We start from the raw sequence: 13,550 nt of genomic DNA on the forward strand, positions 1-13,550 counted from the left end.
GGAGGGAATGGATATGCCGAGCAAGGCCATTCAAGTGAAAGGCTTGCACAAGTCCTACAAGCAGCTCCAAGTCTTAAAGGGCGTTGATTTCGAGATTGAAACCGGAAGTGTATTTGCCCTTCTTGGCTCCAACGGGGCTGGCAAGACAACGATTGTCAAGGTTCTCACCACGCTGCTTCAAGCAGACAAAGGAACCGCCGCGATCAACGGAATCGATGTAGCGTCAAATCCCGAGAAAGTGCGGCAGGTCATCAGTTTGACCGGTCAATTTGCCGCCGTGGACGAAATATTGACCGGACGGGAGAATCTGGTCATGATCGCCAAGCTGCGTTACCTCAGAAATCCGCGTCAGGTTGCGGATGACTTGCTGAAGCGCTTCGGCCTGACAGAGGCCGCTGACCGTAGGGTGTCCACATACTCGGGCGGTATGCGACGCCGGCTCGACATCGCCTTGAGCCTTGTGGGCAAACCGCAGATTATTTTCCTCGACGAGCCGACTACGGGCCTTGATCCCGAGGCGCGCATCGAGGTATGGAAGATTGTCAAAGAGCTTGCGGGCAGTGGCACGACGGTGCTCCTCACCACGCAGTATTTGGAGGAAGCGGAGCAGTTGGCCGATCGGATCGCGATTCTGCACGAGGGACGAATTATCGCGAACGGCACGCTTTCGGAGCTTAAGAAGATGTTCCCGTCCGCACAGGTAGAGTATGTGGAGAAGCAGCCGACTTTAGAGGAAATCTTCCTCGCAATCGTCGGCAAAAGGGAGGCTATATAAAATGGAGACGACGACAAAGAATCACTTCTTCAACGATTTGAGCGTCATGCTTGGACGTTCCATGCGTCATATTTCCCGCAGCATGGACACCATCGTTACGGTAACCATCATGCCAATCGCGATGATGCTGCTATTCGTCTATGTGTTCGGCGGGGCGATCGAAACCGGAACAGATAACTATGTCAACTACCTGTTGCCCGGCATCCTGCTTATCGCGATTGCGAGCGGCGTCTCCTATACGGCCTTCCGCCTGTTTACCGATGTGCAGCGGGGAATCTTCGAACGGTTCCATACGATGCCGATATCGCGTTCCACCTTGCTTTGGGGGCATGTGCTGACCTCGCTCGTCTCCAATGCGATTTCGGTGGTCGTCATCCTTCTTGTCGCCTTGCTTATGGGCTTTCAATCTTCGGCGGGGATCCTGTCATGGCTTGCGGTTGCCGGCATCCTTGCCTTGTTCACGCTTGCTCTGACCTGGGTCGCGGCGATTGCCGGACTGACCGCCAAATCGGTCGACGGCGCCAGCGCCTTCTCCTATCCGATCATCTTCCTGCCGTTTATCAGCTCCGCGTTCGTGCCGACCGAGTCGATGCCGAAAGTCGTTCGCGTCTTCGCGGAAAACCAGCCGGTGACCTCGATCGTAGAAGCCATCCGTGCGCTGCTGGCCGGCCAGCCGGCGGGCAATGATATCTGGATCGCGCTTGCATGGTGCGTTGGAATTATGCTGGCAGCCTACTTCTTTGCAATGAGAGCCTATAGAAAGAGAGTGTGAGTAGTGCGAGTGGGAATTAACAATAGCGTAGAGAAACGAAGGCGACCGGCCAATCATGGATCGGTTGCCTTTTGTGCGCTTGGCAGCGCAATCGACTAAGGAGTGAAAGTCTCCAGCACGCCGTTAGGTGGCGGAAGTGCATAGCTAACGCATAGTGCCTGGCCCGTGAGGGAAGGTGCGGAGGATGCGAAGGTAAAACCCGGAACAGGCGGCGAACCAAGCTGGCTGCCGAAGTCGGATAACCCTGCAAAAGAAGGGAACGTCCAGTACCACCAGAGACTTCGGAAGTTAAGAGGACTGGATTCGGGGGAAAGTCGGTTGACGCGACCCAAGGAGATCTCATCGACTCTGCCGAGAGGCGGTAACCCCTGTTCGAGACCGTGAGGGTTAAGACAGGGCTACGGATGGTGAGAAGTCAGACTTAGGGATAGTAGTGACGAAGTTTGCCAGAAAGGCCGCAAAGGCAAACGAATCGGCACGCAGTTGTCGATACAGTCTCCGACCCAAAAGGCGGAGAATCGTGCGAAGCCCGAAACCGAGGAAGAGGAGAGATTGTGGAAAGCCATGTGCCAGACAGAAGCCGGGGAGCCAAGAAGCGCTAAGAACCGGGGTTGAACAAAAGAAGAAGCCGTCTGGGGCGAGTACCAACTGGAAGACGGAGATTGCCAGTTTTTTTTTTCACGGCTACAAACCGTCGAACGGCTTGGGAAGGAGAACGAGCATGGAAGAACCAAGGCGAGACAATCCCTCACGTGAAGGAAGAGATCGAAACGGACGAAAATGGTACAGCCTCATCGACAAGATATGGGCAAAACCAAACCTGGAGGAAGCCTTCAAAGAGGTCAAACGCAACCGTGGTGCGGCAGGAATCGATCGAATGACCATCCAGGCATTCAAGTCGAAGTTGGAACACCATCTAGAAGTGCTTCAACAGACGCTAAAGAATAAAACTTATCGGTCAAAGCCGGTAAGACGCGTCTACATTCCAAAAGCAGACGGAACGCAAAGGCCCTTGGGCATTCCTACCGTGGGAGACCGAGTCGTGCAGGCCGCGGCAAAACGCATATTGGAACCGATCTTCGAAGCCATATTCATGGACTGCAGCTATGGATTCCGACCAAACAGAAGTGCACATATGGCGCTTCAGAAAATTCGTCAGGATATGGAAGATGGCTATCGGTACGTCATCGATGCCGATCTCAAATCGTACTTTGACACGATCCCACACGACAAGCTCCTTGCAAGGGTAAAGGAACAAATCACAGACGGGAGCGTACTCGAACTACTAGAAAAGTTCCTCACGGCCGGAATCATGGACGGCGGGAGTTTCCACCTTAACGAGCAAGGGACACCGCAAGGTGGCGTCATAAGTCCATTGCTGGCGAATATCTATCTCCATCCGCTAGACAAGGTGATGACAGAACGGGGTCACCGGTTAACGCGGTATGCAGACGACTTCGTCATCTGTTGCAAAACACAACGAGGTGCGGAGCGTGTATTGGAGTCCGTCACGAAACTGTTGGAGAAGGAAATGGGCCTTACGGTGCACCCGGAGAAAACGAAAATCGTCAACAGCAAGAAGGAGACATTTACGTTCCTTGGCCATGAATTTAAGCGAGGAAAGTATATGGTGCCATCTGCAAAAGCAATGGCGAAATTCAAAGAACGGGTAAAGGAAATAACAAGACGGAACCAAACGGTTAACGTGCAGAAATTGGTGAAGAGGAAACTGAATCCGTACCTTCAGGGATGGGGCAGTTACTTTGGAACCGGGGATGTGAGCAGCCGCTTCCGGGAACTCGATTCCTGGATAAGAAGACGGCTCCGCGCGGTGCAACTGCGAAGTTGGAGGAAGATAAGGAAGCTGCACCGAGAGATGCGAAGACGAGGATGGGACAGCAAGGAAATGCCAGGTCTTAGAATGACAGTCTGGCGTAGTTCTCGCTCTATGTATGCCCAGTATGCGATGCCCAACAAGTGGTTTGAAGAAATCGGTCTAAGTAGTCTGGTTGAAATTCAGAAAGTCCTTCATCCCCAAAGGGGATAATCTTGGAAGAGCCGGATGCGATGACCCGCACGTCCGGATCTGTGAGAGGCCCATGCAAATGCGCATGGGCCTACTCGATTTGCGTGTCGAGGAAAATATCCAAGCAGCTGCAGACTATAATTTGTACGATAAGAACGCTGCATTAGGGGGTACGCTGCAAACAGAGGATGATGGTAAAATAAGTCATGATCGTTTGGTCTGGGGAAGGATGAGAAACAAATGACGGAGATCGCTCGAACATTAGTCATAAGCGATATACACGGTTGTTATCAAGAATTTGTAGAGCTTCTCGAGTTAGCCGAGTTCGACTCTCGCAGAGATCGACTGATCTTGCTTGGGGATTACGTAAGCAGAGGGCCTAGCAGCAAAGAAGTCGTAGAGCTGGTCATGTCTCTCGTTCAAGAGCACGGAGCGATCGCTTTGCAAGGGAATCACGACCATCGCTTCGTACGCGTGATTGAAAATCTGGCAAGCGAGAACGAGATCGAGAAGTTTTTTAAGTTTGGCGGATTCGAAACGTTGCATAGTTATGGCCAACACGATATGAATGCCGGTCCAGAGAATTTAGTCGAAATACGGGGTTATATGGAACGGTATTCGCCGCACATTCAGTTCTTGAAAGGACTTCCGTATTATTACGAGGATGATGACTATATCTACGTACATGCCGGTTTAAACCCTCGCTATCGTCAATTAGCGGATCAGGACGTTCACGATATGTTGTATATCAAAGAAGAATTTTATATGAACCAAACAAACAGGGAGAAGGTTGTCGTTTTCGGCCATACCCTTGCGACAGATATTCATGGCGTGCCGGAGGTTTGGCTTGGCGGCGACAAAATCGGCATAGACGGCGGGTGCGCTTTTGGATATCAGCTGAATGGCTTGGCGTTGAAAATGGGGAAAGTCAGTACATCATTCGCTATCCGATCGAAGGTTGGCAGTATTCATTCTTAACGCGAGCAACCGGGATGATTTCCTGCGGTTCGCTCGGCTTTTTGGCCGCTGGCGCGCTCGATTCCTTGGAGGCTGGAATAATTACGGTTGAAAATCCGACAGAAATCCTCTAGTATTTATGCAAACGTTAATTCTGATGCTGAGAAGAGGTTTGATCATGTCGGTGACGCTCAAGGATATTGCTTCGAAATTGAATATTTCAGCAACAACGGTTTCCCGCGCGCTGAAGGACGATGCCCGTATTTCCAAGGAAGTACGGGATAAAGTGAAGAAGCTGTCGCTGAAAATGGGCTATCGTCCTAATCTGATGGCCAAGAGCCTGGTCAGCAACCGGACGGATACGATCGGGTTTCTCGTCGATAATTTATCGTGGTCGTTCTTCAGCGAACTTGCGGAATGCGTGCAAAATGCGGCAGAGAAGCTGGGCTATTCGGTGTTTATTTACAGCAGCCAGAAGAACTGGCAGCAGGAGAGGGCAGGCGTGGAGCGCTTCCTGTCACGCGGCATCGACGGCTTGCTCGTGTTCGCGACGGAGACGAAGGAAAATCTGGCCTATTATGACGAGCTTGGCGCGCTTGGCATCCCCGTCCTCTTCTTTAATCATTTTAACCATATGAACGTGAACTGCGTCACGACGGACGATTACGACGGTGCGCGCAAGGCGATGCGGCACTTGCTGGAATTGGGTCACCGAAAGATCGGCTACATCGGCTCCAAAGAGGACAGTTCCTTCAAACGCCAGCGTCTGAGCGCTTATTCGGACATGCTGGGCGAAGCGGGCGTAACGAAAGCTTCGGACTGGATCGCGCTGGAGGAAGACGATCCGTTGTATGGCTACCGCGTCTGTCAGCAGTGGTTTAAACCGGGAGCGAACGACAAGCCTACGGCGATCTTCGCCCAGAACGACATGCTTGCATTCGGCGCGATTCGCGCGGTCAGGGAAGCGGGCTTGCGCGTGCCCGAAGACATCTCCGTCGTCGGATTCGACGACCTTGACGCCTGCGCATGCATCCATCCGCCGCTTACGACGGTCAAGATCCCGCTTAAGCGATTGGCGGAAGCCGCGGTGCGCTTCTTGTCCGAACAGATCGGCAGCAGCGAGAAAGACGAAGACGTCCGGCTGAAGACGACGATTAGTCCGAATCTCGTCATCCGGCAGTCGACGGCTCCCGTGAAAGGCTAGGGCTGGGCGAGGCGGGGCGGGGCGAGTGCATGCTTAACGGCATCATATCGATCTTTCATATCGTGCATCGGGGCGCGACAGACGGCTGCTGCCGGCTGGTTTGACGAATTTGATAATGTACATGACGAAACATCCTTCTGCTGAGGGTTGAGAGAGTGTCGAGAAAGTCCAGCGGACTTTTCGGCACTTTTGTTTTTAAGCGCCGGTTTTCCGGCAATGTAGTGTACTGGGTACATTACATCCCCCGGCTGCGCCGGTTTCTAAAAAGCATCTCCACTCGCAAAGGCAGCCGTTTGGCTGCCTTTTTTGCGTTTACAAGCAATTTATGCGTTGTGTCTTGTTGCTTCGGCTTGCTTCGCATCGAGCGCCCGCCCGCAGCTGAAAAAACAAATTGACAGTTTTAACCTGTGTGATTTATATTATTCGTGCGAACGTTCGCATTAATATTCACAAGGGAAAACTGTAATTATTTTGACGATTATTGGCTAACGTTTGCGCGAATCCGCGCCAGAACGTTAGGGGAGGAGATGTTGGGTAATGCCAGGCGGAAAACTCAGAGTGGCCGTTCTTGGGCTGCACAATCACTATCATATTTACCCGATGGCCCGTTACATCGCTCAGGGCGACATACCGGACATCGAATGGGCAGGCGTTTACGACGAGCGGACTTCGCAGGCGGAGCAATTCGCTCAGGAATACGGCCTGACGGTCCGCTATCCGACGAGGGAAGCGCTGTTCGCCGATCCGAACGTCGATGCGGTGCTCGTCATGAGCGACACGGGCGCGCATGGGCGAGACGTGCTGGACTGCGCGAAGCATGGCAAGCATGTTCTGCTCGACAAGCCGATTTCAATTACGACGGACGAGGCCGAGCGGATGGTGCAAGCGGCGGACGATGCGAACATCGTGCTGATGATGGCGTATCTGATTCGCTACTTGCCGCCTTACATCAAGGCGCGGCAATTGATCGAGAAGGGCGTAATCGGCAAGCCGCTGACGATGAAAATTTCGATTCGCTGCCCGCTCTATTTCATTACCGATTCGCCCGACGCGAAGGAGCCCGGCTGGTACGTCGATCCGAAACGAGGCGGCTACGGCGGGTTTAACGACCACGGCATTCATTACACGGACATTATGCGATACCTGCTCGGCAGCGAGCCGGCGACTGTCTTCGGCCGAGTCGCGAAGCTGAAGCACAAGGAGCTTGAAGTCGACGATTACGGCGTATGCGTCGTTACGATGGACGGCGGGGAAATCGTGACGATCGAAAGCACATGGCACGCACCGGGCTGGTACGCCCCGATGATCAGCCAGGAGGAATGCCTCATCGTCGGCACCGAAGGCGAGATCCACATCCATTATCAGAAGAGCCCGCAGATGGAAGTGTCCGGCAGCGGAATCCAAGGCAGGGAATATTACGATTGGCAGGGCGACGACCGTTATGAAGTGTGTTACCGCGAATGCTTGCAGGACTTCGTCAACGTGGTCCGGGGCAGCAGTCCGTTGTCCGTAAGCGGCCGGGACGGATTGCAAGCGCTGCGGGTAATCGAAGGCGCTTACCGCTCCTCCGAAACCGGACGCCTCGTTCAACTATCGGAAATCGGCGGGAGGGTCGCGCGATGAATCAAGTACGAATCGGCATTATCGGCGCGGGCAGAATTTCGCATGTCATGTCGACGGCGCATGCGCAGGTACCGGAGTCCAAGCTGCATGGCGTCTTCGACGTCGTCCGCGCTTCGGCCGAGAAGCTGGCAAGCAAATTCAATATCCCGAACGTGTACGACAGCTATCAAGACATGCTTGCTTCCGACGAGATCGATGCGGTGCTCGTCTGCACGCCGACGTTTCTGCATGAGCAGATCGTGATCGACGCTGCGAACGCGGGCAAACACGTCTTTTGCCAGAAGCCGATGGCGCTTACGCTGGAGCAGTGCGAACGGATGAACGCGGCGGCGCTGGAGAACAACATTATCCTGCAAGTCGGTTTCATGATCCGGTACACGCCTCCTTTCGTCGAAGTGAAGGAACGGCTCGACGCCGGAGAGATCGGCGATATTATCGCGATCCGCTCCGCCGTGTTCGGCTGGGAGCCGTCCGCGGAATGGTTCTACGATCCGGATCAAGGCGGCGGCATTCTGATCGATACGATCATCCATACGTTCGACCTGTACCGCTGGTACGCGGGAGAAGTAACGTCCATCTACGCCGACGGTGGAGCCTACGTATTCGAAGGCGCGCGCAAGTTTGGCACGGCGGACAATATCATGTGCGCGCTGAAATTCGAGAATGGCGCAATGGGCAGCATTTACGGCAGCTGGTCCAGCGGTTACGGCGACAAGACGCTCGAAATTTACGGCACGAAAGGCTCGTTCTTCATCGATCTGATGGAAGCGCAGGGCGGCCGGGCGTTTATCAAGAAAGACAGGGAAGCCGAGGCTCCGAATCCGGCCGAAGGCTGGAACAATCTCGGCGTCCTGTGGAAATTCGGCTACCAGCAGGAAGCGCGGCAGTTTACGTACAGCGTGCTCGGCAAAGTGCCGCCGCAAGCGACGGGAACCGACGCGGTCGCCGCGCAGCGGCTCGCCTTGCTGGCCGACGAATCCATTCGGACCTCCAAGGTCGTGCACATCTAAGGGGGCTGCGAACGATGATCGGCGTAGGCGTGGTCGGAACGGGATTTTGGGCGCGAATGACGCATTTGCCCGCATTTCGAACGATTGAAGGCTTTGAATTGAAAGCGGTTGCTTCCGGCCGCAAGGCGAATGCGGAGCAGGCAGCCGGGCAATTCGACATTCCCGTTGCGCATGAAGACTATCTGGCGCTCGTGAGGGATCCGAATGTGCAGGTCGTGGACATCTGCGCGCCAAATGACCTGCACGCGGACATCGCGATGGCGGCTTTCGCGGAGGGCAAGGACGTGATCTGCATCAAGCCGCTGGCGACCAGCTTGGCGGATGCGTACCGGATGGTCAACGAGGCGGACAAACGAAACTGCAAGCTCTATTACGCGGAGAACGTACCGTTCATCCCTGCGCTCGCCAAGTTGAAAGAACTGATCGATGGCGGCTTGTACGGACGGCTCTTCCGGTTCAAAGCCTGCGAAGGCATCGGCTCGCTGCATGCGTCCTGGTTCTCGGATCCGGAGCGGGCCGGCGGCGGCTCGATTATCGATATGGCCGTGCACGGGATGTCGTTCCTGCAGTGGATGGCAGCGGGCAAGAAGGCGGTGAAGCTGCATGCGGAGGCGGGCACGTTTCTCCATCGGCAGCAGGCGGAGGACACGTCCGTCATCGTGATCCGGTTCGAGGACGGATCGATCGGCCAGACGGAGGACAGCTGGTCGCTGGCCGGCGGCTACGACTCGCGGTTCGAGGTGTTCGGCACCAAAGGGCATGCGCTGGCGGACCTGCTCTACCAGCACCCGATCCGTTCGGTGACGGGAACCTCCGCCGAAGGCGGCGCGACGGTGTCGCAGCTGCATCCGGTCGACGAGCATTTCGTGAAGGACGGCCATTTGAACATGATGATGCATTTTCGGGATTGCATGCGGGGACAGTCGGCTTGCCGCTCGGGCGGAGCGGAAGGGTACGAAATCATGGCATGGGTCGACGCCGCATATCGATCCGTGCGAACCGGCGTGCCTGTCGTCTTGTGACGCGGACACGCGACTTCATTGAAGGAGGAAAGGGAATGACAAAGCTTCGCATCGGCATGATTAGCTACGAGCACGTGCACGCCGATTTTCGTTCCAAGGCGCTGCGCGAAATGGAGAACGTTGAAATCGTCGCGGTCGCGGACGACGATCCGGCGCGCGGCGCCGCGGCTGCCAATCGTTACGGGGGGCAGTATTACGGCGATTACAGGGAGCTGCTTGCGCGCAAGGATATCGATTTCGTATTCATTCATTCCGCGAATGCCGATCACTTATCGATGGTGCTCGACACCGTGTCCGCCGGCAAAAACCTGTTCTGCGAGAAGCCGATCGCGACGAGCGCGGCCGACGCGCTTGCCATGACGCTGGCGGTGGAGCGCGCCGGACTGCGGGGGACGGTCGGCTTCTGCAGCCGGTTCATTCCCGAAGCCGAACGGGCGAAGGAAGTGATCGACAGCGGGCTGATCGGCCGGATTATCAGCGCCCGTGCGGTCATCGGGCTGGCGGGCATCCAGGAAATCGGCTGTCCGGATTACATGACGGACTGGATGGTCGATCCGGTCCGCGGAGGCGGAGGCGCGTTCATCGACGAAGGCGCGCACGCGATCGATCTGCTGCGCTGGTATGCCGGCGATATCGCGGCGGTGTCCACGCTGACGGCGAACAATGCCAAGCCGCAGCTGATGGTGGAAGACAATGCGGCGACCGTGCTGCAATTCGCCAGCGGAGCATTAGGCACATTAAATACGCTCTGGAGCCTGCATATCGATGTCGGCATGCGCAACACGCTGGAGATTTACGGAACGGAAGGGACGATTTCGCTGGAGCTGACGAGCAAGCATCCGAAGCTGCAGGTGTATTCCGAATTCTTAGGCGGATCGGCGAACGGCAGCTGGTTCGAGCCGCATATTAAACCGAAAGAAGCGGAGCCCCACGATTACCAAAGCTGGCCGACGCACGCGCAGCACTACAAACGGGAAGTGACGGACATCATCAACTGTCTGCGCCAGGACCGTCCATTCCGCGCCGGCTTCCGCGATGGTCTGCATGTGGCGCAGGTAACCGAAGCGGGATACTCGTCCGCCAAAGAGGGCAGGACGATTCGAATCGATTAAAGCAGAGAAACAGAGAACCGAGAAACAATGAAACAGTGAACAGAGAAACGATGAAACAGAGAAACAGAGACAGAGAAACAGAGAACCGAGAAACAATGAAACAGAGAAACAGAAACAGAAAAGATACAGAGAAGATACAGAGAAGATACAGAGAAACAGAATTCGTCCGTAGGCCGCAGAACCTTCTGCGCTTACGGACTGCCTGCGTTCCGGCGAAAGGTTGACGCTAGTCTTGCGGCCTATCAGAGATGCGTGATATGGTAATAGATACTTCGCCAAATTTTACTTTTTTTTCCGGAAGGGTGTTGGGGATCGATGAGATGGATCGGCGTTTTCCGCGCGGCTTCCTATGTCTGGCGCAAAAATACGTTCGCGAAGCTGCTGCTTTCCTTCATGGTCGTTAACGTCCTGAACCTTATGTTCGTCTTCGGGCTGTTCTATTATAAATCCGATCAAGTGATGAAAGACGAAATCAATCAGCTCTCCCACAAGCTGCTCGCCCAAACGCAGAACGTGTCCAACTACATGTATACGTCCACGATCAAAGGCGGCTACGACCTCTATTACGACGACAGCGTCTATTCGGCAATGTTCTCCGGCGACGAGGTCGACGTGTACGACCAGCATAATCTGCTTACCCGCATGAACCGTTTCTTGCAATCCAATCCAATCGTGCAATCCATTTACTTATATAATTTCCAGCTCGATCCGTTATCTCTACCGCGTACCCCAATATGAGAACGAATGTGTTTCCCGACCAGGAAATGACCATGTACATGCGCAAATTCCACTACGATACGCCGCGCATCCCCTACTTGCTGCGCCATGCAATGCCGGGCAAGCCGAAGGGCAGCCCGACGCTGTCCATGATCGTGACGGAGCCTTCGTCCGACTCGGATCTGGTTCGCGGCGCGATGATCATCAATATCGACGATGTCCAGCTGAAGAAATTGTTGACGGAGATGTCCAGCGATCCGATCAACCAGCTCTTCATCCTGCAGAACGACGGGCAGTTCGTGGCGGCGCCGGATTCGAACCGATACGCTGACGAACAGTCCAACTTCCGCTACAATAGCATGATTCAGGAAACCAAGGCGCAGAGCGGCACGTTCATCGAAAAAATCGACGGCCACAAGTACGTGATCGCTTTCCAGAAGACGAATCTGTCGAGCACGGGCTTCGTCTACGTCAGCGTCTATCCATATACGACCTTGTTCAAAAGCTTAATTCGCATCCGCGATATTACGCTGCTCAGCAGCGCGTTTCTGCTGATTGCCAGCCTGCTGGTCTCCGTGTTTCTATCCCGGAACATCTATGTGCCGATTCGCTCGCTGACGCAGTTTGCCAAGAAGCAGACGAAGGATGGCGCGGATTACGCCAAAGCCGGCGATATCGAGACGATTTCGCGCGTCCTGTCTACCGTGATCAAGGAGAACGAGTCGCTGGAGCACGGCTCGTACCGCACCCGCAAGCTGCTGCGGGAACAATTCCTGCGCAGCTTGCTGATGGGCTACGAGGAGAGCCGAAGCTCGTTCCGGCGGATGGTGAAGGAGCATGGCATCGAGCTCGGCACGGCCGAGCGGATTCGCGTCATCGTGGTTCGGCTGGATCATTACCGGCAAGTCGAGGCGAGCTACGAGAGCGAGAGCCGGTATCTGCTTCGCTACGCCGTCTGCAATATTGCCGAAGAATCGCTTGCCGGCAGCTGCCGGACGTTATCCGTCGATATCGGCACCGATCATATCGCCGTGATCGCGGATCAGACGGTGCAGGAGGAGGAAGCGCTGCTTGCGGCATTGCGTCAAGTAAGGGACAACGTCCGCGAATACTTGAAGCTCAGCGCGACGATCGGCATCGGCGACGCCGTCGAGTCGCTGGCCGAAGCCGCCTATTCGTACGAGGGAGCGCTCTCCGCATCGCACTATCGCATCTTCCACGGAGCGGGCGCGATTCTGAGCCGCGAGCGGATGTTTGCCCATTCAACGGGCGACTACCCGTACGACAAAGAGAAGCTGATCGCCGCGGAGCTGAAGCTGGGCCGGCCGCAGAAGGTGAAAGAGGCGATCGACGGTTTGCTGGGCGGCCTGGAGAAATATCCGCATCCCGACCTGTACGCCCTATTGGCCCAAATGATCGTGAATGTGTCGAAGGCCGTACAGTCGACGCAGGCGAAGCCGAATTCGCTGCCCGCCTTAAGCTATGATGGCGTTTATTCCCAATTAAGCAAGCTGGAAACGCGCGAAGAGGCTGCCGAATCGATCGCGGAGCTATTCAAAGGCGCGAGCGAAGAGAAGGCGGAAGGCAAGTCGGCCAAGAGCATCGCCACGATCGAGAAAGGCATTCAATTCATCGAGGAGAACTACCAGCGCGTCGACTTCTCGGTGACGGACGTAGCGGAGCATCTGCGCTATTCGGTCAGTTACTTGAATAAACTGTTCAACGAGCATACGACGTTCTCCGTTCATGAATTCATCAACCGCAAACGGCTGCTGAAAGCGAAAGAGCTGATCGAGCAGACGGATGCGCTGATCAACGAAATCGCGGCCATGGCCGGCTTCAGCTCCAGCAATTATTTTTACTTCGTCTTCAAGAAGGAATTCGGCCAGACGCCGAACGCTCACCGCAGGATGCAAGGGATGCAAGACAATGAGGAACCCGGATAATGTCCGGGTTCTTTTTGTTCTATCAACGCGATGAGCTATCCTGACCGGCCAACCATGACTCGTTGACTCGTCCGCGCGGCCTGTCACCATGATCAGCCAAGCCATAAACGACTCAGAAGCGGAATTCGGACTCCAATTTTGTGGTTTTTGGCCGTTTTTCTGAGAGAAGAGCAGATTTCAAACTAGTTTTCGCAGTCCCGGTTAGTCCACTATTAGGGACGTAGTCACGCCATTGAGGAGGGAGGGAGCGGTACGCGGAGGCACGCGCGCGGCCTGCGCCAAGTTGAAGCCTCGCGCCGGGCGGCAGCCCGCGACATGCAGCGGCCGGAGATAAGCGGCGGCTCGCGGTACGCGGCAGCCCGAGGCATGCAAGGCAGCTCGCGGCA

Annotated in this window: 11 protein-coding genes; all 11 read left to right on the forward strand. The window is 55.3% G+C overall.

Going from position 1 to position 13,550, the window contains the following annotated elements; translation table 11 throughout:
- Window positions 1-13: 13 nt before the first annotated feature.
- The 11 genes from GZH47_RS19290 to GZH47_RS19340 all read left to right on the forward strand — a co-directional run bounded on the left by GZH47_RS19290 (window position 14) and on the right by GZH47_RS19340 (window position 13,164).
- On the forward strand, window positions 14-775 hold the full coding sequence (locus tag GZH47_RS19290) for an ABC transporter ATP-binding protein (RefSeq protein WP_162642577.1): 762 nt from the start codon (window positions 14-16) through the stop codon (window positions 773-775).
- Between the two features lies 1 nt (window position 776).
- Window positions 777-1,547 carry an ABC transporter permease gene (locus GZH47_RS19295; protein ID WP_162642578.1) on the forward strand — a complete coding sequence of 257 codons (771 nt, stop codon included), beginning with the start codon at window positions 777-779 and terminating at the stop codon, window positions 1,545-1,547.
- A gap of 721 nt (window positions 1,548-2,268) precedes the next feature.
- Window positions 2,269-3,594 (forward strand): group II intron reverse transcriptase/maturase, encoded by a 1,326-nt coding sequence (gene ltrA, locus GZH47_RS19300; protein WP_162642579.1) that lies wholly within the window; start codon window positions 2,269-2,271, stop codon window positions 3,592-3,594.
- A gap of 219 nt (window positions 3,595-3,813) precedes the next feature.
- Entirely contained in the window at window positions 3,814-4,551 is a 738-nt protein-coding gene (locus GZH47_RS19305) for a metallophosphoesterase (RefSeq protein ID WP_162642580.1), read from the forward strand.
- Window positions 4,552-4,708: 157 nt separating this feature from the next.
- Window positions 4,709-5,734 carry a LacI family DNA-binding transcriptional regulator gene (locus GZH47_RS19310; protein ID WP_162642581.1) on the forward strand — a complete coding sequence of 342 codons (1,026 nt, stop codon included), beginning with the start codon at window positions 4,709-4,711 and terminating at the stop codon, window positions 5,732-5,734.
- A 537-nt stretch (window positions 5,735-6,271) separates the two neighbouring features.
- Entirely contained in the window at window positions 6,272-7,357 is a 1,086-nt protein-coding gene (locus tag GZH47_RS19315; protein ID WP_162642582.1) for a Gfo/Idh/MocA family protein, read from the forward strand.
- A complete protein-coding gene (locus GZH47_RS19320; protein WP_162642583.1) occupies window positions 7,354-8,367 on the forward strand; it encodes a Gfo/Idh/MocA family protein in 1,014 nt (337 codons plus the stop codon). The genes GZH47_RS19315 and GZH47_RS19320 overlap by 4 nt, the downstream gene beginning before the upstream one ends.
- Window positions 8,368-8,381: 14 nt before the next feature.
- Entirely contained in the window at window positions 8,382-9,389 is a 1,008-nt protein-coding gene (locus tag GZH47_RS19325; protein WP_162642584.1) for a Gfo/Idh/MocA family protein, read from the forward strand.
- Window positions 9,390-9,424: 35 nt separating this feature from the next.
- On the forward strand, window positions 9,425-10,501 hold the full coding sequence (locus GZH47_RS19330) for a Gfo/Idh/MocA family protein (protein WP_162642585.1): 1,077 nt from the start codon (window positions 9,425-9,427) through the stop codon (window positions 10,499-10,501).
- Between the two features lie 315 nt (window positions 10,502-10,816).
- Entirely contained in the window at window positions 10,817-11,239 is a 423-nt protein-coding gene (locus GZH47_RS19335; protein ID WP_162642586.1) for a hypothetical protein, read from the forward strand.
- A gap of 32 nt (window positions 11,240-11,271) precedes the next feature.
- Window positions 11,272-13,164, forward strand: coding sequence for a helix-turn-helix domain-containing protein (locus GZH47_RS19340; protein WP_162642587.1), 1,893 nt, complete (start codon window positions 11,272-11,274; stop codon window positions 13,162-13,164).
- Window positions 13,165-13,550 lie beyond the last annotated feature (386 nt).

The organism is Paenibacillus rhizovicinus (assembly GCF_010365285.1).
GTDB classification, from domain to species: domain Bacteria; phylum Bacillota; class Bacilli; order Paenibacillales; family Paenibacillaceae; genus Paenibacillus_Z; species Paenibacillus_Z rhizovicinus.